The organism is Acidobacteriota bacterium (assembly GCA_016196035.1).
In the GTDB taxonomy this organism is placed as follows: Bacteria; Acidobacteriota; Blastocatellia; order RBC074; family RBC074; genus JACPYM01.
The window spans coordinates 62,556-84,416 of the sequence record JACPYM010000099.1 but is presented as its reverse complement, the minus strand read 5'-3'; the positions used below and the strand labels follow the sequence as shown (position 1 = coordinate 84,416).

Here is a 21,861-nt window from a genome sequence, read left to right as displayed (position 1 = left end):
ACAAGGGTGGGCTGAGCAATGAAAAACGTCGCCATCATCGGAGCAGGCAGTTGGGGCACCGCGCTGGCCCTGGTCGCCGCGCGCGCGGGCCAGGTGGTCAAGCTCTGGGCGCACAGCCGCGAAGTTGTCGAAGCGCTACATCATCATCGTGAAAACACCGTTTACTTGCCCGGCTTCGTGCTGCCAAACAAGATCGAACCCGTGGCCGAATTGGACGCGGCTTTGCACGGAGCGGAAATCGTCGTGACGGTCGTGCCGTCGCACGTCTGCCGCGCGGTCTATACGCAACTCGCGCCGCACGCCCAGCCGCACATGATCTTTGCCAATGCCACCAAGGGCCTTGAGATTGAAACGCAACAGCGGATGGAAGAAGTTGTGAGCGCGACGTTGCAACCGCGCTTTGCGCCGCGTTACGTCATGCTGTCGGGGCCGAGCTTCGCCCACGAAGTCGCGCGCGATGAACCGTGCGCCATCGTCGCGGCTGCGCGTGAAAGCGCCGCCGCCGCCGCCGTGCAAGCAGCCTTTGCCGCGCCGCGCTTTCGCGTTTACACCAACGATGATGTGATTGGCGTTGAGCTGGGCGGCGCGCTCAAAAATGTCATGGCGCTTGCCACCGGCGCGGTGAATGGGCTGGGGCTGGGCTACAATAGCGCGGCGGCGCTGGTGACGCGAGGGCTGGCCGAAATGACGCGGCTGGCCGTGGCAATGGGTGGACGGTCTGAAACACTGGCGGGCTTGGCGGGCTTGGGCGATTTGGTGCTGACCTGCTTCGGCCAATTGTCGCGCAACCGCCGCGTCGGGTTTGAATTGGGACGCGGGCGCACACTGACTGAAATTTTGAGTGAGACACGCGCAGTCGCCGAAGGCGTCAAGACAGCACAAGCGGCCTATTTGTTGGCCCAGCGGCTAAACGTCGAGATGCCGATTACCACAGGCGTTTATCAAATGTTGTATGAAGGTAAGACGCCGCGCGAATTGGAACTGGAATTGATGGAGCGCCCACTCAAAGCCGAAACATAACGTAACGAATGAAAGAGAGATTACGGAACAGACGGAAATAACCGAACAGACGGAGAGCAGCTTGGCTATGAGGTTCTGTGTGTTCCGTTATTTCTGTCTGTTCTGTAATCTCTTCTTCCTCATTCTAGGAAGAGTTGCATTGAATGACAGACAAGACACAGGCAATCAAAGCAATCGCCACCAACAAAGAGGCCTATCACAACTATTTCATCCTGGAAACCTACGAGACGGGCATTCAGTTGACCGGCACCGAGGTCAAATCAGCGCGTGCCGGGCGGGTCAATTTGAAAGACGCTTACGCGTTGGTGCGGGATGGCGAGGCTTGGTTGCTGAATGCGCACATCAGCCCCTATTCGCACGGCAACCGGGAGAATCACGACCCTGATCGTGACCGCCGCTTGCTGCTGCACAAAAAAGAAATCATCCGGCTGCAATCCAAGATTCAGGAAAAAGGCCTGACGATTGTGCCGACCAAGCTCTATTTCAAAGGCAACCTGATCAAATGCGAACTGGGCATCGCCAAAGGCAAAAAGCTCTATGACAAACGCGCCGAGGAAGCGAAGAAAACGCAAGACCGCGAAGCCCGCGCAGCCATGAAAAATCGCATGCGGGAAGATTGAGGAGGAGAAACAAAGAAGGTGGCGAAGCCTTTGGAGTGCGCGCGGCACAGGCCGCCGCTTTGGTATGCCCTTCGTTAGCTACAAGTCAAAGGACTACTAAAGCGGCGGCCTGTGCCGCGCGCACTCCAAAGACGCTGCGCGTCAAAGAGAGCAGTGACAGCAAATCATCGAGAGGACATCATTGAATGGAAATCAAAGCGAGTTCACAGCACTATTCTGAAATCGAATGCGACGCGCTGGCCGTCGCCGTTTACGAAGGCGAAAAGGCCAACGAAGGCTGGCTGGGCGAATTGAATCAACGCACTGGCGGGACAATCGCTTCGTTGCTTGAGACCGGCGAGTTCACCGGCAAGGCGGGCGAATCGGCCTATCTGCCCAGCCCCGGCGATGTGAAAGCCAAACGATTGTTGTTGCTGGGCGCGGGCAAAGAGGCCGAATTCGACGCGCACACAACACGCAAGCTGGCCGGGACAGCAACGCGGGCGTTGCGCAAAAAGAAGGCGCGTAATATCGCGTTTGCTTTGCGCGGCGCGGTGGTCGGCGAACACGCCCAAGCGGCGGCGGAAGGCGCGCTCTGGTCGCTGTTTGAGCCGAACAAATACCACACGAATAAGAAAGAAGATGACGATACGCCGGTAGATTCGTTGACGCTGGCAAATGGCGACGGGGCGGCTCTGGCCGCAGGCATTGAACGCGGGCGCATCATTGCTGAAGCCGCCAATTTCGGGCGCGACATCATCAACGAGCCGAGCAACATCATCACGCCAACCGCGTTGGCCGGAAAAGCCGAAGAGGTGGCGAAAGAATTCGGCCTCGAACTGGATGTGCTGGATGAAACCCGTATGCGCGAATTGGGCATGGGCTCTTTGCTCGGCGTCGCGCAAGGCAGCGTTGAACCACCGAAGTTGATCGTGCTGAGTTACAAGCCTGCGGCAGCGTCGGATGAAACTATCGCCATCGTCGGCAAAGGCGTGACCTTCGATACGGGCGGCATTTCGATCAAGCCCGCCGATGGGATGGAGAAAATGAAATACGACATGGCCGGTGGCGCAACGACGCTGGCAGCCATGCGCGCGATTGCGCAACTCAAACCCAACGTTAACGTGCTCGGCATCGTCCCCGCCGTCGAAAACATGCCCGGCGGCAAGGCGCAACGGCCCGGCGACGTGGTCAAAGCCATGACCGGCAAAACCATCGAAGTCATCAACACCGACGCCGAAGGCCGCTTGATCCTGGCCGACGCCGTGGCTTACGCGCGCAAACTGGGCGCGACGAAGATCGTGGATTTGGCGACGCTGACCGGCGCGGTTTCGATTGCGCTCGGCGATGTTTACGTGGCGATTCTCGGCAATAACCAGGAATGGGTGGACGCCATCATCGCGGCGGGCAAAGCGACGGGCGAAAAGTACTGGCAACTGCCGCTCGACAAAGAGTACCGCGAACAGATCAAGAGCGAGATCGCCGACATCAAAAACATCGGCGGGCGCAAGGCCGGCACGATCACCGGCGCGTACTTCATCCGCGAATTCGTCGAAGACACGCCCTGGGCGCACCTGGACATCGCAGGCACTGCCTGGAACGAAAACGGCAAACCGCATCTGGGCGTGGGGCCGACGGCGGTGGGTGTGCGGACGTTGGTGAAGCTGGTTTGCGGCTAACCTGGGTACGCACGCTTCCCCGCGTGCAGCCGTGGCGTCAGACGAAATTAGTCCGAAGAGGTTCCTTTCAGCATCAATCCGTTCGCTGCCACGACTGCACGCTGGAAGCGGTGCGTACCCAGGCTTTACCGGAGCATTAATTGACACCTTTGCCGCTCTCCGCTATAAGGTGCCCCGATGAAATCACCTGCCAAGCCGGTTTTGCTGCTAAACGCGGTGCTTGTTTTGCTAACCGTGTTGGCGGGCGTGTCGCCAGGCGCGGCGCAACAGAAGCCACCATTCCCCGCCTATACCAGCCACGTCAACGATTTTGCCAACGTGCTGGATGCGGGCACGAAACAGCAGCTCGAAACGATCCTGCTCAATTTTGAAAAACGTTCGGGCGCGCAAATCGCCGTTGTCACCGTGCCGTCGCTCAACGAACGCCCGGTCGAGGATTACGCCAACGAACTCTATCGCGCCTGGGGCATCGGGGCCAAAAGCGGCGAACACAAAGACAAAGGCGCGCTGCTGGTGATTGCGCCGAACGATAAGAAATCGCGGCTCGAAGTCGGCTACGGTTTGGAAGGCGATCTGCCCGACGGTTTGGCGGGCGAAATGTTGCGGCGGATGCGGCCTTACTTTCAACAGAAACAGTGGTCGCAGGGCATCACCGTCGGCGTGCGCACGCTGGTGGATACGCTGGCGCAGAAGTGGAACATCTCGGTTGAAGGCATTGACCGGCAATACGCCTATGCGCCGCAGCCGGACGCTGATGTCAGCGGCGGCCAGGTCGTAGGCGGCGTCATTTGTATTTTCATCGCGGTCATCATTTTTATCCTGCTGATGATTATGCTGGCACGCCGTGGCGGCGGGGGCGGCGGACGCCGCAGCTCCGGCTGGCACGCTGCGCCGATGATTTGGAACAGCGGCGGCGGCGGGTTTGGCAGCGGCTCGGTCGGAGGCGGCAGTTGGGGCGGCGGTGATAGTGGCGGTGGCGGTGGCAGCGATTGGGGCGGCTTTGGCGGCGGCAGCAGCGGCGGTGGCGGCGCGAGCGATAGCTGGTAATTCGAGTGTGGCTAATACCTTGGCGTTTCAAGTCTAAGGTCTGAGGTCTGGCATGGAAGACAAATTCAACGAACTGGTCAATCAGTTGCGCGCGGCTCTGGGGGACAAGCTGGTTTCCGTGGTCGCGTATGGCTCGGCCATCGCCGCGCCGGGCAATGTGAAGCCGGGCGATTATTTGACGCTGGTGGTGACGAACCAACTCGGCGTGGCTGAATTGAGCAAGGCCCGTCCGGCGGCGCGTGGGTGGGTGGCGCAGGGCTTCCCGCTGCCGGTGTTTTTTACGCGGCAGGAATTTGTGGATTCGCTGGATGTGTTTGCTGTCGAGTTTCGCCATTTGAAACGGGCCTACCGCGTCTTGCACGGCGAAGATTTGATCGCCGAACGCGAGGCCGCCAAAGATAATCTACGCGCGCAGATCGAATATGAATTGCGCGGCAAACTGTTGCGCCTGCGCTCGCTTTATTTGCCCGAAGGCGGCTCAGTTGAGCGATTGGCGCGGCTGATGACCGAGAGCATTGTCAGCTTTGTGCGTTACATTCGCCCTATCCTGGATATGCTTGGTGAAGTGCCGCCTTTGGGCCGGTTGGCGACGGTGCGGCGGGTTGGTGAACGGTTGGAGCTTGATCTCTCCCCACTCGAACGCATTTTGCGCCTGCGCGATGAACCGGTGCAGTTGCTGGAAGTCGAAGCGCAGGACCTTTTCGCCAGCTATGTGGACTGCCTGAGCAAGATCATTGCGGCAGTGGACAAGCTGTGAGACTGGAAATCAAAAATCAAAAATCAAAAGGCAAAAATCAAAAAATGGGGAGCGCTGATGTCTTGCGATTGCCCTGTGCCATTTGGTTTTGAGTTACTTGTTCAAAAGGAGCAAAGCTATGGGAAAAGCGATACTCGGTGTGTTAGCAGTGTTGTTGGTGATCGTGTTAATCCTCGGTGGTTGGGTGGCGGGGAAATATAACGGGCTGGTCGCCTCGCGCAACGCAGTGGATGGCAAATGGGCGCAGGTGGAAAATAATTTGCAACGGCGCGCCGATCTGATTCCGAACCTGGTCAATGCGGTCAAAGGCTACGTCAAATTGGAAGAGAGCGTTTTCACCAAAATCGCTGAGGCGCGCGCGAAGATTCAATCCACGACTGCAACACCCGAAGAGAAAATGGACGCCAGCAATCAGATGACCGCTGTTGCACGCAAAGCCGGTCTCATCCCTGGCGGTGGCGGCGGCGGCGGCGGCATCCTGGGCACAGGCGGACGCTTCCTTTCGATTGTCGAACAGTATCCGCAGTTGAAATCAGATACGCAGTTTTTGAAGTTACAGGACGAACTCGCGGGCACCGAAAACCGTCTGGCCATCGCGCGCAAGGATTACAACGAAGCGGTGCAAGCGTATAACACGACCCGCCAGACCTTCCCGACGGTGATGATTGCGGGGATGTTGAATTTTCAGGACAAGCCGTTTTTCAAAGCGGAAGAGGGCGCCAAGACAGTGCCGAAGGTGGATTTCAGCAAGTAATTGTTGTCCGCCTGAGGCGAGCTTGAGGGGGAGCCAGGCCGCCTTTGAACGTGAAAGGAGCGTGGCTCTTCAGTATTTGGTAGTGGGTCAATGGGGAGAGAGCCACGCCGCAGACCGACGCAGATCAATTCAATTGGCTAACAGGACTGCTCCGCGTTTTTCCAGCGTTCATCCGCGGCCAGACTTCTCCTCTTTGAGCCACTACCCAGTATTTTTATGCTGGCCTTGCGGCGTAGTCGGCATTAATGGGCTTTCGGTAAGAATCGTATTGCAAGCGTTTTCGTGCCTGTGCTAGTTTGCGAGTGACCGGGCTAATGGTTAAAGCGACTAATCCGCACGAGGTTTATTGATCCTGCCTAAAACGGCATGCCCTTGCTCCCCTTGTTGCCGTTACGGTTCCAGCGGTGTTGCTCTCCACGCTGACAGACGCGTTTGTTGACGCTAGGCTAGGGGTGAGCGGGAAATTTCCCAGCGCGGTCTGGGGAGGGTGAAACTTTTATCCGGGTGCCACTTCAACAATTCGGGCTTTTGCGGTATCCTCCCGCCCGGCAATTATATAATGTGACGTTCGCCGATTGATTTTCCGTGGCGCAGATCGAATTTGATCTGCGTTGGCCTGATCCGCGTTGGCACCCAACCAAGAACAGACAGCACACGCCGAAACGTTGAAGCAATCCGGTCACGGTAACCTGGGCGCACTGAACGATGCGTCCGGATCAAAGCTTTGTTTGAAGGGGAGAGAGGCTGACGGCAATTCAATCCGATGCATTGGCTGACCCGGCCAGTCTCACAGACCAAATTCAATGAACCTACGCTCGATCTTCAGTCTGTTTTCCAGCGATCTGGCGATTGACCTGGGCACGGCAAATACCTTGGTATTTGCGCGGGGCCGGGGCATCGTCGTCTCCGAACCCTCCATCGTCGCGATCAATAAAGTCACGCACAAAGTCGAAGCCGTCGGCAAAGAGGCCAAAGAGATGCTGGGCCGCACGCCCGGCAACATCGTCGCCATCCGCCCGATGAAAGACGGTGTGATCGCCGATTTCGAAGTCACCGAAAAGATGTTGCAGTACTTCATTCGCAAAGCCCACAACGGCAAGACCTGGGTGAGTCCGCGCATCGTCATCGGCATTCCGTCGGAAATCACGCAAGTCGAACGGCGCGCCGTCGAAGATTCGGCCTATCGCGCCAAGGCTTCGGAAGTGTATCTGGTCGAAGAGGCGATGGCCGCCGCGATTGGCGCGGGGCTGCCGATCACCGAGCCTCACGGCAACATGATCGTGGACATCGGCGGCGGCACGACCGACATCGCCGTGATCTCGCTCTCGGGCATTGTGTATTCCAAATCCGTGCGCGTGGCGGGTAACGAGATGGACGAGTCCATCACGCAATACATCAAGCGCAAATACAATCTATTGATCGGGGAGCGCACCGCTGAGCAAATCAAGATGGAAGTTGGCTCGGCTGACCCGGTGGATACGCCCCTGAGCATGGAAATCAAAGGCCGCAATCTGATCGAAGGCATTCCCAAAACCATTGTCGTGACCGATGAGGAAATCCGCGAGGCGCTCTCCGATTCGGTGGCGACGATCATCAATGCAGTGCGTGTGGCGCTCGAACGCACCCCGCCGGAACTTTCCGCCGACATCGTGGATCGTGGCATCGTGCTGACGGGCGGCGGTTCGCTGCTTAAGAAACTCGATTCACGCTTGAGCCGCGAGACGGGCCTGCCGGTTTCGCAATCCGAAGACCCGCTTTCTTCGGTCGTGCTCGGGGCCGGCACGATGCTCTCGGATTTTGAACTTTTGCGGCGCGTGCGCTGGGATGGCGCCACCTTGCCGTCATAAGCTGAAGTCGTCGGTAGTCAGTCACGAATCACGTCCAAGCTGCCGATTACCGACTACTGACTACTTTTATCCGTGCAGTTCGTAGACAAGATTAAACAGGATGCGACGAGGACGCTGGCCGTGCTGTTGGCGCTGCATTTAGTCGCGGTCTCGTTTAATCGCACCACGAGTCACCCGGAATTATATGTGGGGCAAGTGGTGGTCAGCACCATCCTCTATCCTTTCCAATTCTTCCTGGCGAATGGGTTGGGTTCGTTTCGCAAGATCGGAAATCGCTACTTTGCGTTGCGCGATGCGCGGGCTGAGAACGAACAGTTGAAAGCGCAAGTGGCGCAACTCAACCAAAAGCTCCTTGAATCGCAAGACCAAGCCAAAGTGGCCGACCAACTCAACACTTTCGTCAAATGGCGTTCGGGCTTGAATTATCCGGCCCTGGACGCGCGCGTGATCGGGCGTGACGCCACCGCCTGGTTTAACACGGTCGTGATTGATCAGGGTACGTTGGCGGGCGTGCAAAAAGACATGCCCGTGGTGACGCCGGAAGGTTTGGTGGGCCGCGTGGTTTTCGCCGGGCCGCTGGCCTCACGGGTTTTGTTGATCACGGATGAACGGCACGGCGCGGGCGCGATTATCGGTCAACTGGTCAACACGCGCTTGATTGGCGTCATCAAGGGCAAAAACAACGTGCTCTGTGAAATGCGCTTTGTGGGACCCGCCGACAAGGTCGCCGCGGGTGAGGCGGTCATTACCTCTGGGCAGGATGGCCTTTACCCGCGTGGGTTGCCGCTGGGAACAGTACGGTTGACGCCGGGTGCTCCGGGTGTGCCGCAGACACTCGAAATCGAGCCGGCGGCGCCGTTGAATAAATTGGATGTCGTCGCCGTCTTGCAGGTGCCGAAAGATCAGATTCGCGCCAAGGTGGACGAACTTGTCCAACAAGAGACGGCGAAACAACAACAGGAAAAACTACCAGGGCGACGGCGCGGTGAAGCGCAGCCCTGAAGCCCTTAGACCTCAGACCTTAGACCTTTTGCTGGCTGCAAGCCGGCGAACGGTGCGCAGCAAATCGGGTCTGAAGTCAGCGGTCGGGAGTCTAAGGTCTGAAAGTAGACGCGATTGGAGAAAAACGCATTAGGTTCGACGCGGAATCTCAAGATTGGCGCCAGCCTGCTGATAGCCGCGTTCCTGCAAATTACCCTCGCCCAATACATCAATCCGGGGCTGCGTCACATAGATTGGCTCCTGTTGGTGGTGGTTTATCTCGGGCTGCAACAACGCGAACACCAGGTGACCTTGTGGACGGCCATCTTGGCGGGAGTCATCAAGGATTTCAGCGCGGGCGGGCAGGTCATTGCCATCAGTGGCATCGCCTATTTATTAGCCGGGTACCTGGCAGATCGCATCTCCTCCGTGATTGTGTTGGACAATCTGCCCGTCCGTATCGCCACGGTTGCGGCGGCCAGCCTCATCAACATCCTCGTCCAACTAATCGGTTATCAAATCCTGCGGTTCCCCTTGGCGTCTTTAACGGGACAGGAAAGCCTGCTGGCCATTTTGGTCATGGGCCTGATTGGCAATTTGCTGGCGGCGATTCCGTTTTTCGTGCTGCTGGATAATGTGTTTCAAACTACCACGCGCCTGGGCGCACGGCGCACGGCGGCGTTGCGCGGCATGCGGCGGCGGCGGTTTATCAGCAAGAAGATCAAGATTTAGTTGGCCGAGATTTAGTTGGCTAAAAGATAGTTGGGAAGACGTATGACCCCAATCAAACAGCCAGATTTAATCGTCAAAGAGCGCGGCTTCGATTCGCTGGATGATCTGCGGCGGGCGGGCGTGCTGATGCAGTTTGTGATTTATCTGGCGCTGCTCATCATTGCGGTCTTGATTGGCCGCTTGTGGTGGTTGCAGGTGATGAATGGCGAGGGGTATGCCGAACGTGCCGATCAAAACCGCATTCGCATTCTGCCGATCCCCGCGCGGCGCGGGGTAATTTATGACCGCCACGGGCGCGTGCTGGTGACCAGTCAGCCCGCCTATAACATCGTGCTCAGCAAAAAAGATGTCGGCAATCGCTACGAAGAATTCACCACGCTGCTAGCGGAACAACTGGGCATCGAGCGCGAATGGATGGAGCGCCGCTTTGAAGAGGCCAAGTATGAACCCAATTATGAATCCATCGTCGTGAAAACACAGGCTTCGCCTGCCGATGTCGCCTGGGTCGAGGCGCATCAGTTCGACTATCCGATGATTCGCGCTGAAGAAGCGCCGCAGCGGCTGTATCTCTTTGGTCAATTGGCAGCGCATGCGCTTGGCTACGTGGGCGAGGTCAGCAAAAAGCAACTGAACAATCCCGAAAGCCAGTACTTCAAGGAAAAGGGGTTCAAACTCGGCGACATCGTCGGCAAGTCCGGCATCGAGCTTACCTACAACGACATTTTGATGGGGCAGGATGGCGAACGCCGTGTGCTGGTGGACAGCCGGGGCCGTATCATCTCAGAGATTGATCGCACCGATCCGATTCAGGGGCGCGATCTTTACAGCACGCTTGATCTGGACATTCAACAGACCGCCGAGGAACAGACAGATACCATGCCCGCCGGACGCGGCGCGATTGTCGTGACTAATCCCAACAATGGCGAAGTGCTGGCGATGGTTAGCCATCCGGCCTACGACCCGAACACCTTTTCGCAACGCGCCAAGACACAGGAAGGCAAAGAAGAGATTCGGGAGTTGCAGGAAGACCCGGACAAGCCGCTTTACAACCGCGTCATACAGGGTCAGTTCCCGCCCGGCTCGACCTGGAAGCTGTTCACGACGACGGCGTCTTTGAACGAAGGCGTCATCACGCCCAGCAGTTCCCGGGTGCAGGACGGCGGCATTCAACTCGGCAACTATTTTATGAACTCGCTCTCGCACATGGGGATGCCGGATATCGTGACCGCCATTCAGCATTCGTGCGACGGTTATTTTTACCGGCTTGGGTTGAAGCTGGGGCCGGAGCGCTTTGAGAAATGGGTCAACATCTTTCAGTTCGGTCATCGCACGGGCATTGATTTGCCCAATGAATCCAGAGGTATCGCGCCGACCCCGACAACCAAGGCCAGCTATGCGCGCGGCATCGTGAGAAGTGCGATCCGCAAACGTTGCGAAGCAGAAGGCCTGGAAGGCGAGGCGCGCGACAAATGCGTGCAGGAAACACCCTGGACCGAAGCCGACGAGAAAATGTTTCAACGCGAGTCCCGCTTTACCGATTACGACATGGCCTCTTCGGCCTTCGGTCAGGGGCAGAACGCCTCGACCCCGATTCAGTTGGCGCGTTATGTCGGGGTGCTGTCCAATGGCGGCCACATGCACACGCCGCATCTGTTGCTGCGCGCGGGCGCAGGCGTGGCCCGCAACGGCAGCCCGCAACCTGAAGCTCGATACTCCGACAAGAATCCATTCGAGGTGCCGATGGCGCCCGAGTTTCACGACATCATCAAGCAAGGCATGTGGCGCGCCGTCAACGCGGGTGGTACGGGCACCGCCGCTGCTGTGCCCGGCTTTGATGTCTGTGGCAAGACTGGCACTGCGCAAGTCACCTCTAACGACCGCATGACAAAGGCGACGAATGACCATGCCTGGTTCATCAGCTTTGCGCCGCGCGACAAGGCTGAACTGGCAATGGTCATCCTGACTGAAAACGCCGGGCGCGGTGGCCGCCAATCGGCCCCCCGCGCGAAAGCGATTTACGAAGATTACGTCCGCCGCACGCACCCCGATCTGGCGCCCAAGGCGGACTTGGCAAAGAAGTGAACCAGTGGTCAGTGGTCAGTGGTCAGTGATTGGCAATGAGTGTCCAATTGCAGGCAACTGACCACTGACCACTGACCACTGACCACTGACCACTATGTTCGGCATTTCCAAACGCACAATTGATGATTTTGACTGGCCGTTGTTCGGGATGGCGTTGGCGATTGCGCTGTTCGGCGTACTCGAAATCTCCAGTTCCGAGCCGCAGCCGGGATTGTGGCGCAATCAATTGTGGGGAATTGCCGCTGGCATCGTGCTGCTGTTCGTGATGACGATGCGTGATTACCGCATCATTGTCGCGGCGGCACCGTACTTTTACGCCGTCGGAATCGTGATGTTGTTGCTCGTGCTCACACCCTTGGGCTACGAAGTCAACGGCAACAAGAGCTGGCTCAACCTGGGCTTTGTCAAATTTCAGCCTTCGGAACCGGCCAAGCTGTTTACCTTGCTGATGCTGACGCACTTTTTGTCCGACGTGCGCGAACGTCCGCTGAAACTGCGGACAGTCCTGATGGCAGCCGCCATTTGGATCGTGCCGACGGTGCTTGTGTATCTCGAACACGACACCGGCAGCACACTTAGTTTCACCTCTTTCTTTGCGGCGATCTTGTTCCTGTGCGGAGTGCGCTGGAGTTGGGTCGCCGGAGTTGCGGTGGCGCTCATCCTGGTCGTCGTGCTGGCCGTCCCGCACGTCAAGGCGAGCAAGGATTACAAAGCGCAACGCATCTTGGCAGTCTATTGGCCCGAATTGGCGGAGAAACGTTACCGCCATCAAAACGATCAATCCGAGATTGCCGTGGGGTCGGGCGGACTGTGGGGAAGAGGCGTTGGTCAGGGAACACAGGGACGCTACGGGTTTTTGCCCGAAGTTCACACAGATTTCATTTTTGCCGTTGCGAGTGAAGAAACCGGGTTTCTGGGCAGCTTTGCGCTGATGGTGTTGTATCTCTTGATGGTGCTGCGATTGTTCCAAATCGCCCGGCAAGCGCGCGACCGCACGGGGTTATTACTCATTGCGGGTTACGCAGCGCTGCTGCTCTATCACGTCACCGTCAGTGTGGGGATGGTTGTGCGGCTCTTGCCGATTATGGGCATCCCGCTGCCACTCATGAGTTTCGGCAGATCGTCGGTGCTGGCCACGTTTTTTGGGCTGGGGCTGGCGATGAATGTGCGTTTACGGCGCTTCGTGAATTGAAGGTATACGTTGAGCACGGAAGGCCACTGCAATTCCGTCCCCACGTCAGCCTTGCCAGTCACCGCCACAGCGTTCCCAAAGACCAACTGCGACACGGCCCTGGTGGCGCGGATTTAGTGCCGCCGCGCACCTGGGTCACTATCACGCTGGCAAGCCGGTTTGCGCTGCGCAAGCCGGTCAGCGTCAGAGGTCTTACTCAGGTTTTGCCGCTTCGGCGGCAGTTGAAGATTCCCCGGTAAAGATCAATCGGGAGAGGCTGCGCTGGCAGAGCGTTGTCGCGTCAGGCGACACAGAATTTGCGCGCACGACCCTTAACACACCGTCGTGCCGCGCCCGGTCTCACGCTCTGCTGGCGCGCCGCTCCGTTTTCTCTGCGCCGGTTTTATCCAACAGTCGTCGTGACGCGAGTCGTCAGCGACGACCGCTTGCTTCAACCCCTGACAGCCCTCCGACTATCTGCCAGCCAGCCAACCCAAGCTTGACTCCGGTTTTAGGCCGGGCCGCAACAAACCTTTTGCTGCCTCAATCCGGTGCTAAAACTGCTTCCGCAGAGGAGAACCGAATGTCGAAAGAATTGATCGTCAGCGTCAACGGACGCGAAAAGAAGATCGCCATTATCGAAGACGATGTCGTGACTGAGTTTTACGTCGAACGCGGCGATGAAAACCAGGGCATCGTCGGCAACATATACAAAGGCCGGGTGATGAAAGTCCTGCCCGGCATGCAATCCGCCTTTGTGGACATCGGCCTCGAACGCGATTCCTTCCTCTACGTCTCAGACTTCTTTGATGAAGAAGAACTCGACGAAGACGAAGTCGCCGCGCGCGAACCGCAACAACCACTGCAACTGGCGCCACCGGCAAAGGATCCGCGCCCGCCGATTACCACCGCGTCATACCGCGAACGCCAGCAACGCCAACCCCGCGAAGCGCGCGAGGCCGCTTATGAAGTTGACCGCATCGCCGTAGATGATCGTGATGCCGATCGTGATGCCGACCGTGATGCCGAACTCGCCGCCGTCGCCATGCAACACATCGCAGACCTCGCCGAAGAGCCGGAGATCGAACCCGCCCCCGGCGATGAAATGCTGACCGCCGCAGGCCTCGGCACAATTATTACGACTGGCTCGGTCACGGCTTTCAATGGCGAGGAAGACGAGGAACCCAGCGCTGAGGCGCGTCCGCGCGATGGCCGCCAGCGCCGCCGCAACCGATTGCGCTATACCGAACCGGAAGAGGCGTTGGAAGCTCCCGCGCCAGTGGTCGAAGAAGCGCCCGAAGTCGAAGCCCTGGCCGACACCTCGGAAGAATCAGGCGCGCCCGAAGATGCGTCAGGCGAAGAAGGCCAAGGCCGCCGCCGCCGCCGCCGCCGTCCCCGCCGTGGCGGCGCCGAGACCGCCGAAGTTGAAACCCCGGAGGCCCCGGAGTCCATGGAAACCTTTGAACTGGAATCGGTCGCAGTCGCCGAGACCGCCGAAACCGCAACGCACGGCGAGGCAGCCGCTCCCGCCGTTCAGCAGCAGCCTGTCGTGATCGTTCATCACAATCCGTTTGAACGCATCATGGATGACGAGCGGGACGACGAGGCCGAGGCTGGTGAGATGCTCAAAGATGCCATGATGCAGGAACGCATCGCCGAACAGGTGCGCGCCGAAGAGTTCCGCACCACAGTGTTGGAAGTCGAGCCAACGCCGGATGTCACGGTCGGTTCGTTGACCGGTTCGCTTGATTTGCCGGCGGGCTTTGAGCGCATTCGCGACGAAGAAGAACCCGAACCCGCGCCGACCGCCCCGCTGGCCGACGCACCCGTTGAAGCTGGCAGTGCAGCGGCGGCTGACGCCGCTGAGCCGGAACACCACGCGCTTGTGCGTGCCGAAGCCGGTGCGCTCGTCGCCGTGACGGAGCCGGTGACGGCTCCCGCCTGGTTTGCAACCGAGCGTCAGACGCGCGAATTGCCGCATGAACCTGCGCCAGAAGTGCCTGCCACCGCTGCCACTGAAGATGTGTTACCGGCGGTGACCGATGAATTGCCTATGCCCTTACCTGAGATTGGCGTCGTCGAATTGTTGGGCGATGTCGAAGTGCTTTCGCTCAATCCCACCGCGCCCGCCGAAGAGCCAATGCCCGAAGGCAGCGCCAAAGTGCGCCAACGCCGCAACCGCGGCGAAATGGCCGCCACGCGCCGTGGTGGCCGGGGGCGTCGCCGCAATTTCCCCGCGCGCCGCGCCGTCACCGAAGCCACCGCCGACACCGAAGAATTTCATGAAGACGATCACGTAGAAGCCGCGCCTGTGGCGGTACTCGCGCCCGCACCTGCGCCCATCGCTGCGCCAGCGTATGAACGCCGGAGCAGCAGTAGTAGCAGCACGGGCAATCACGGCGGTTCACGAGGCGCCGCGCACGACAACCGCTTTCAACGTCCGGTCATCACCGACCTGCTGCGCGAAGGTCAGGAAATCATCGTCCAGATCGCCAAAGAACCCATCGGCCAGAAAGGCGCGCGCATCACGTCGCACGTCGCCCTGCCAGGCCGCTACATCGTTTACATGCCGACCGTCGAACACATCGGCGTCTCGCGCAAGATCGGCACCGACGAAGAACGCATGCGCTTGAAACGCACGTTGCACACGCTGCGCGCCGAAACCGGCGCCACGGGCGGCTTCATTGTGCGCACCGCCGCGCACGGTTGCACCAACGAAGAGTTGCGCGACGACATGCAATACCTCGTGCGCACCTGGAACGACATGCGCCGCCGCGCCGACCGCGTCAAAGCGCCCGCCATCATTCACCGCGATTTGGATTTGGTGCAGCGCATCCTGCGCGACCAACTCTCCGGCGACTTTTCGGCCATCCGCGTGGACAACGAAGAGGAGTACGAACGCATGGTGGATTTCGTCAACCGCTTCGCCCCCAAGATGGTCAACCGCGTCAAACTGTACACCAAAGACGAACCGATCCTCGATCATTACGGCGTGCAGGCCGAAATTGACAAAGCCGTCAAACCCCGCGTCTGGCTGCGCTCCGGCGGTTACATCGTGATCAACCAAACCGAAGCCCTTGTCGCGATTGACGTCAACACCGGCAAATTCGTCGGCAAGTCCAACCGCCTCGAAGACACCATTACCAAAACCAACCTCGAAGCCGCCAAAGAAATCGTGCGCCAAATCCGCCTGCGCGATCTGGGCGGCATCATCGTGCTCGATTTCATTGACATGGAAGAACGCCGCAACCGCGCCAAGGTTTTGCAAGCGCTCGAATACGAGATGCGCAACGACAAAGCGCCCTCGAAGATTCTCCAGTTCAATGATTTCGGTCTCGTGGCCGTCACGCGCAAACGCGTCAAGCAATCGCTCGAACGCACCTTGTGCACGCCCTGTTCGTATTGCGGCGGTGGCGGCATGGTCAAAAGCCCGCAAACCGTGGCCTACGAAATCCTGGCCGAAGCCCGCAGCATCAGCAAAGACGTGGACGACGCCAACGAAGTCATCCTCCGCGTCCACCCCGATGTGGCCAAAGCCCTGCGTTCATCCGAACGCGACGTCTTGCAGGAGATTGAGGTGTATCTGGGTGGCGTCGTTTCGATCAAGAGCGACCCGGCGGTGCATCAGGAACAGTTCGACATCGCGTTGTCGTAGCGCGGCGCAGTGTCTGAATAACAAGTAGGACTTACGCAGAAGCTCAAAAAAACGTGGCGCAAGCGCATGGAGTTCAGGCTTCAGCCTGTCTTGGAGTTCACGCACACAGGCTGAAGCCTGAACTCCATGCGCTTTTGCGTAAGTCCTAACAAGAAGGCCTGCTTGCAGACGGTTTCGTTTGCAAGCAAGCCTTTTGCTTTTTGTCGGCACGATTGCCAAGTTGTGCAGTCGCACTTAAACTCAGCCCGCCTTACGCTCGTTCAAGCAAGCAGAATCTCGTTCTTCAACAAACTGCCATGAATGCCGAAGCAGCCGATTGGCCCGAACTAGACGAAAGTTACACCGATGCATTCGGCCACGTTGACGCCGCCGTCTACGCGGTGGCCCGCGCGCTGTGGCCGCGCGCCCGCAACTATGCCCACGCCAAACTCAATGACGAAGCCGCCGGGCAGCGGCTGCTGTTCAAAGCCGTCGCCGCCGTCTCCCGGCAAGACCGCACGCGCCTGAAAGACCTTGAAGCTTATCTCTGGACCAGCTTTGAACGCCTGGTGCTTGATGAACTGCGGCAGCGTCAACGCGAGCATGGCGCGGACGGCGAATTGGAAGGAGCGCCCAACCGGGCCGCTGACGCGCCTGACCAAGGCATCTTGCAAGACATCCTGATAGATGAAATCGTGTGCCGGATGACCCCGGCGACCCAACAACTGTTCAACCTGCTCACGCTCGGTTACAGCTACGAAGAGAGCGCCCGCATGCTCGGCACACAAGCCAACGTTCTGCGCAGCAAACTCGCTAAAGAAATCCAGCGCATCAAACAGAACCTTCACAACGACTGAGCCAGCCGCGCAATTCACCCTTAAGATTTTTTTTCGCGCACGGGTGCGTTTTCGCCTGCCGCGCCCTCTTGTGAGTGTAAGAAGAAAAATGATGAACCAGCACGACCAAACAAGCGGTACCGTGAGCGGTAGCGACCGGGCCTTGTCGCCCAGCTTTGCCGATGCCGAAGAATTGATTGCCCACGCGCGGCAACGTTACGCCACTGGCTTTCCCAATCCGCAGCGCGTGGGCTGCCCCGTCTCTGGCGCGTTGCAAAACGTCGTGCGCGCGGAACGGCTGCCCGACGATGATTTGCAAACGCATCTGTTCCGCTGTTCGGAATGCTTCAACGAATACCACGCCGCCATCGTGGCGCATCGTCGCCAGCGCGCCACGCAAAAACCGGCCAGTTGGTGGCGCGTTTGGCTGGCCGCGTGGCGGATGTGGCAACGTCCGCTTTGGGCTGGTGCGTGCGCGGTGTTGTTACTGGCGGCTGTTGTTTGGATATGGCGGGAGCGGACGGCCACCGTGCAAGTCAGCCAAACGCAACCCACGCCTGTAGCCACAGCTACGGTTGCGCACCAACAGCCGGAAAGCGCAGGCGCAACGACAGCGCAACCATCACCGCCAGTCGTGGGCAAGCCTGCGCTGGCCGCTGACGAGTTGCTGGCTGTCAGCCTTGATTTGAATGATTTCCGCGCGCTCGGAGCACAACGCCGCAGTAGCGCTGGACAGGAAGCCGCGCCTATCAAGTTACCGGCTGCTCGCTTGAGTTTGTTGCTTACGCTGCGCGAACCACAAACGGCGGGCGGCTATCGCATCAGCATTCTCGATGCCACCGATCACACGCTGGCCGTGGCCCGCGCGCGCAGCCGTGCCGGGCAGCATTTATCCGTCACACTTGATCTACGCCGTTTGGCAAATCAGGGCGCTACGTTGCGTCTTGAGCGCGCGCAGCAGGCCGATGTTGCGCCGGAAGACTATCGTCTGCTGATCGTGCGGCCCTAACTAATCACGCGCCGGTCAGTTTCTTGTTCCTTTGGTCAATCGAGGGGAAAAGTATGCGCCACGCCAAAGCTACAAAATCCTTCGTCCGCCGCACGGCTTGCGTCGCGCTTAGTGTTGCTTGCGGATGGCTGCTTCTTGCGGAGCGTGCGGCAACCAGCACGCCGCGCGCTTTTGCGGATGAATTCACCCGTCAGCAGGAACTGCCCACGCTCGCGCCCGGCCAAACCATCGAGCGCGCGTGGGAAGGTGGGCAGCCGCATCTTTATCGCGTGTATATGCAGGCGGGCGAGTATGTCAATTTGCGGCTTCAGATTTTGGCGGGGAAGTTTTATTTCAGCGTCACGCTGCTTACACCCGATGGAAAAAGAATTGAAGGCACGCAGGAAAACAACGAGGTGGAAGGGCAAAATTCTCCAGCACAGTCGGCTATCGCTCAATTCACCGGTGATTACTTGGTGGAAGTCCGTGCCGGCATGAGCGTGCGTTCAAACCCTGACAACAGTGCGCTACCTGCCTGCTACGCGCTTACGCTGACTGCTTTACGTCTTCCCACCGAACAGGACAAAGACCGTGTTGGGGCCTGGCTTTCGTTCACCGAGGCGCAACGGAATCACGGCCTGGACACCAGCGAGTCACTGGCAAAAGCAAAAATTCTTTATCTGAAAGCACGCGAGTTGTTTCACCGAACCGGCGAGTCCCGGACTGAGAGAAGAGTGCTTGAAATGCTGGCTGACATTCATAATTCGCTTGGCGAGTATGAACAGGCAGCCGAAGTTTCCAACCAGTCAATCGCCTTATCTCGCTCGCTGGGAGACCTCAATGGTGAATCCAACGCGCTGATGTGTCTGGGTGAAGCCTACATTCACCTCAACGATTACGCGCAGGCGCTTGAAGCCTTTCAACGGGCATTGCCGCTTTGGCAGACGCAAGGGAAAGGGGCTACTTGGGGCGTGGGCTGGACGTTCCACTCAATGGCTACGTGTTACCACTTGTTGGGAGAAAGGCGGAAGGCCGTTGAATACGGCGAAGCGGCGTTCAAGGCTTATCAAGCGGTGGATTACAACCAGCACGAACATAATCGCGGCTCGGCTGGTTCGGTAACGAATTTGGGTAGAGCCTATCTGGCTTTGGGGGAAATACAGAAAGCGATTGATGCGCTCAATCTTGGGCTTGAATACTGGCGGAAAGCTGCGGAGGTTTGGGGTGAGGCGCGGGTTTATTACTACTTTGGCGATCTCTATTTCACGCTCGGTGATTTGCCCGCAGCCACGGAAAACTACCAGCAAGCACTTGCCAAGTGGCGCATCTCGAATGATCCGAATGATATTGGCAATGTGCTGCGGAGTCTGGGCCGGGTCTATCTGAAGAGCGCTGATTACGCTGCTGCCGCGCGTTGCTTGAACGAAGCACTCGAACTTGGCCGCAAGTATAAACAGCGGCGTGGAGAAGCGGAGGCGCTGGCATTGTTCGGCCAGCTTTACAGCGCAACCGCTGAAAAGCCACAGGCGCTTGAACATTATCAGCAAGCCCTGGCCCTCTGGCGCGAGATTGGCGCACGCAGCGGCGAAGCGGCCACGCTGACCGGACTCGGCGAGGTTCATCAAGCGCTGGGTGACAACCAAACCGCGCGCGATTGCCTGCAACAAGCCTTGCAACTCCACCGCGCCGTGCAAGCGCCCGAAGGCGAGGCGCAGACGCTCTTCTTGCTGGCGCGCACCGAACGCAGCCTCGGTCTGTTGCCGGAAGCGCGCCGCGACATCGAAACCGCACTCAGCCTGATCGAATCGTTGCGCGCCAGCGTCATCAGCCAGAATTTGCGTGCTTCGTATCTCGCCAGCGTGCGCGACTATTACGAGTTCTACCTCGATCTGTTGCTGCAACCGGCGCACAACCCGGCGCGCCGTGAGGCTGACACGCGGCTGGCGCTGCATCTCAGCGAACGCGCCTCGGCGCGCAGCCTGCTGGAATCGTTGGGTGAAATCCGCGCGAATCTTACGCAGGGTGGTGACGCCGCGTTACTCGCGCGCGAACGCGAGTTGCAACAGTTGCTCAACGGCAAGTCCGAATATCAAGTGCGTTTGCTCAGTGGCAAACACAGCGCCGAGCAGGCGGCAGCCCTGGCCGCTGAAATCAAAAGCGTCCTCAGCCAATTGCAAGAAACCCAGACGCGCATTCGTGCCGTCAGCCCACGCTATGCCGTGTTGACGCAACCGCAGCCGCTGACGGCTGAACAGATTCAACACGAATTGCTGGATGAAAACACCCTGCTGCTCGAATACGCCTTGGGTGAAGAGCACAGCTATCTGTTCGCCGTTACGCCGCGCGCCGTGACCAGTTACGAATTACCAAAACGCGCGGAGATCGAAGCGCAGGCGGCGCGTGTTTACTCTTTGCTGACCGCGCGCAATCGGGAAGTGAAGGGCGAAACGCCGCGCCAGACGCAACAACGCGCCACGCGCGCCGAGGCTGAATTACCCGCGCAGGCCGCCGCTTTGAGCCAAATGATTCTCGGCCCCGTCGCCGCGCAATTGGGCGGCCAACGCTTGCTGATCGTCGCGCAGGGCAAATTGCAATTCATTCCCTTCAGCGCGCTGCCTGATCCGGCCAGCCACGCTTCCGCCACGCCTGAGCCGCTGCTGGTAAAACACGAGATTGTTTATCTGCCCTCGGCTTCGACGCTAGCCGTCTTGCGCCGCGAGATGGCCGGACGGCAGCCCGCACCGAAAACGCTTGCACTGCTGGCCGACCCGGTGTTTGAAACGGATGACCCGCGCTTCAAACAACAGCTTGGGCAACAGCTTGGGCAAAAACTTGGGCGCACCGCCGGGTCAAGTCGCCTGCAAACGCCGCCGGACGGCGTGTCGCCCGCGCATTCGCGTGCCTTGTTGCGCGCGGCGGAAGTTTTCAACGAGACGGGTGCGTCATTGCAGTTTCATCGTCTGGCCAACACCGGTTGGGAAGCCGACCACATCGCCCCGCTCGTGCCCGCCGCGCGCGCGCTCAAAGCCACGGGCTTCGCCGCCAACCGCGTGCAAGCCGTCAGCGGTGCGCTCGCCGATTACCGGATTGTGCATTTCGCTTCGCACAGCTTTTTGCACAGCGCGCATCCCGAACTGTCGGGTCTGGTGCTCTCGCTGCTCGACGCACAAGGGCGCACGCAAGATGGCTTCCTGCGCCTGCACGATATTTACAACCTGCGGCTCAACGCCGATCTGGTGGTGCTGAGCGCCTGCCAAACCGCGCTCGGCAAAGAGGTCAAAGGCGAAGGGCTGCTAAGTCTGGCGCGCGGCTTTATGTACGCCGGCGCGCCGCGCGTGGTGGTCAGCGCCTGGAAGATCGAAGACCGCGCTTCGGCCACGCTGATGGTCAAGTTTTATAAACACCTGTTGGGCGCGCCGCGCTTATCGCCCGCCGCTGCCTTGCGTGCGGCGCAGTTGGAGATGTGGCGTGACCGCGAGTTTGCCGCGCCGTATTTTTGGGCGGGCTTCGTGTTGCAAGGCGAATGGAAATAACAACCCAAGTCTGCCGGTATCGCGAGAAAAATTTATTTGCGTTCGCTTGCGCTGAAATTCCTCGCAAGTGCGCTTTAGCTCATGAAAGACGAGCCTATGTACGAGACAGTCAAAGCTGCCGAAAGACAATGTTCGCAATGTGGCAGCGGCGTGCCACTGGATTCCAGATTTTGCAAGCATTGCGTTCGTTGGGTGCAGTTT

Annotated in this window: 15 protein-coding genes; all 15 read left to right on the top strand. The window is 58.9% G+C overall.

The features are described from left to right. The first annotated feature begins 18 nt into the window (after positions 1–18). The 15 genes from HY011_28380 to HY011_28310 all read left to right on the top strand — a co-directional run bounded on the left by HY011_28380 (position 19) and on the right by HY011_28310 (position 21,660). Positions 19–1,020, top strand: coding sequence for an NAD(P)-dependent glycerol-3-phosphate dehydrogenase (locus HY011_28380; GenBank protein ID MBI3426865.1), 1,002 nt, complete (start codon positions 19–21; stop codon positions 1,018–1,020). A gap of 143 nt (positions 1,021–1,163) precedes the next feature. Beyond that, positions 1,164–1,640, top strand: a complete 477-nt coding sequence (gene smpB, locus HY011_28375; GenBank protein MBI3426864.1) for an SsrA-binding protein SmpB — start codon at positions 1,164–1,166, stop codon at positions 1,638–1,640. 185 nt (positions 1,641–1,825) lie between these two features. Beyond that, on the top strand, positions 1,826–3,298 hold the full coding sequence (locus HY011_28370) for a leucyl aminopeptidase (GenBank protein ID MBI3426863.1): 1,473 nt from the start codon (positions 1,826–1,828) through the stop codon (positions 3,296–3,298). Between the two features lie 177 nt (positions 3,299–3,475). Further along, entirely contained in the window at positions 3,476–4,345 is an 870-nt protein-coding gene (locus tag HY011_28365; GenBank protein MBI3426862.1) for a TPM domain-containing protein, read from the top strand. 52 nt (positions 4,346–4,397) lie between these two features. After that, on the top strand, positions 4,398–5,102 hold the full coding sequence (locus tag HY011_28360) for a hypothetical protein (GenBank protein MBI3426861.1): 705 nt from the start codon (positions 4,398–4,400) through the stop codon (positions 5,100–5,102). A gap of 118 nt (positions 5,103–5,220) precedes the next feature. After that, positions 5,221–5,856, top strand: coding sequence for a LemA family protein (locus tag HY011_28355; protein MBI3426860.1), 636 nt, complete (start codon positions 5,221–5,223; stop codon positions 5,854–5,856). An 803-nt stretch (positions 5,857–6,659) separates the two neighbouring features. Beyond that, positions 6,660–7,703, top strand: a complete 1,044-nt coding sequence (locus tag HY011_28350; GenBank protein ID MBI3426859.1) for a rod shape-determining protein — start codon at positions 6,660–6,662, stop codon at positions 7,701–7,703. A 72-nt stretch (positions 7,704–7,775) separates the two neighbouring features. Next, the gene (gene mreC, locus HY011_28345) at positions 7,776–8,705 is read left to right on the top strand and encodes a rod shape-determining protein MreC (GenBank protein ID MBI3426858.1); all 930 of its coding nucleotides are present in this window, start codon (positions 7,776–7,778) and stop codon (positions 8,703–8,705) included. A 114-nt stretch (positions 8,706–8,819) separates the two neighbouring features. Then, positions 8,820–9,416 carry a rod shape-determining protein MreD gene (mreD, locus tag HY011_28340; protein ID MBI3426857.1) on the top strand — a complete coding sequence of 199 codons (597 nt, stop codon included), beginning with the start codon at positions 8,820–8,822 and terminating at the stop codon, positions 9,414–9,416. 42 nt (positions 9,417–9,458) lie between these two features. Then, positions 9,459–11,498 (top strand): penicillin-binding protein 2, encoded by a 2,040-nt coding sequence (mrdA, locus tag HY011_28335; GenBank protein MBI3426856.1) that lies wholly within the window; start codon positions 9,459–9,461, stop codon positions 11,496–11,498. 94 nt (positions 11,499–11,592) lie between these two features. Beyond that, positions 11,593–12,690 (top strand): rod shape-determining protein RodA, encoded by a 1,098-nt coding sequence (locus HY011_28330; protein ID MBI3426855.1) that lies wholly within the window; start codon positions 11,593–11,595, stop codon positions 12,688–12,690. A gap of 1,429 nt (positions 12,691–14,119) precedes the next feature. Next, entirely contained in the window at positions 14,120–16,324 is a 2,205-nt protein-coding gene (locus HY011_28325; protein MBI3426854.1) for an Rne/Rng family ribonuclease, read from the top strand. 296 nt (positions 16,325–16,620) lie between these two features. Further along, positions 16,621–17,160, top strand: coding sequence for a sigma-70 family RNA polymerase sigma factor (locus HY011_28320; protein ID MBI3426853.1), 540 nt, complete (start codon positions 16,621–16,623; stop codon positions 17,158–17,160). A gap of 88 nt (positions 17,161–17,248) precedes the next feature. After that, the gene (locus HY011_28315) at positions 17,249–18,148 is read left to right on the top strand and encodes an anti-sigma factor (protein ID MBI3426852.1); all 900 of its coding nucleotides are present in this window, start codon (positions 17,249–17,251) and stop codon (positions 18,146–18,148) included. A 53-nt stretch (positions 18,149–18,201) separates the two neighbouring features. Further along, complete coding sequence (locus HY011_28310; GenBank protein MBI3426851.1) at positions 18,202–21,660, top strand: CHAT domain-containing protein; 3,459 nt, start codon at positions 18,202–18,204, stop codon at positions 21,658–21,660. Positions 21,661–21,861: the final 201 nt, after the last annotated feature.

Coding starts and splice junctions, on each gene's coding strand:
- smpB (MBI3426864.1), top strand. CDS start 1,164: ATGACAGACAAGACACAGGCAATCAAAGCAATCGCCACCAACAAAGAG.
- HY011_28315 (MBI3426852.1), top strand. CDS start 17,249: ATGATGAACCAGCACGACCAAACAAGCGGTACCGTGAGCGGTAGCGAC.
- HY011_28320 (MBI3426853.1), top strand. CDS start 16,621: ATGAATGCCGAAGCAGCCGATTGGCCCGAACTAGACGAAAGTTACACC.
- HY011_28365 (MBI3426862.1), top strand. CDS start 3,476: ATGAAATCACCTGCCAAGCCGGTTTTGCTGCTAAACGCGGTGCTTGTT.
- HY011_28325 (MBI3426854.1), top strand. CDS start 14,120: ATGGAAACCTTTGAACTGGAATCGGTCGCAGTCGCCGAGACCGCCGAA.
- mrdA (MBI3426856.1), top strand. CDS start 9,459: ATGACCCCAATCAAACAGCCAGATTTAATCGTCAAAGAGCGCGGCTTC.
- HY011_28310 (MBI3426851.1), top strand. CDS start 18,202: ATGCGCCACGCCAAAGCTACAAAATCCTTCGTCCGCCGCACGGCTTGC.
- HY011_28370 (MBI3426863.1), top strand. CDS start 1,826: ATGGAAATCAAAGCGAGTTCACAGCACTATTCTGAAATCGAATGCGAC.
- HY011_28380 (MBI3426865.1), top strand. CDS start 19: ATGAAAAACGTCGCCATCATCGGAGCAGGCAGTTGGGGCACCGCGCTG.
- HY011_28355 (MBI3426860.1), top strand. CDS start 5,221: ATGGGAAAAGCGATACTCGGTGTGTTAGCAGTGTTGTTGGTGATCGTG.
- HY011_28330 (MBI3426855.1), top strand. CDS start 11,593: ATGTTCGGCATTTCCAAACGCACAATTGATGATTTTGACTGGCCGTTG.
- HY011_28360 (MBI3426861.1), top strand. CDS start 4,398: ATGGAAGACAAATTCAACGAACTGGTCAATCAGTTGCGCGCGGCTCTG.
- HY011_28350 (MBI3426859.1), top strand. CDS start 6,660: ATGAACCTACGCTCGATCTTCAGTCTGTTTTCCAGCGATCTGGCGATT.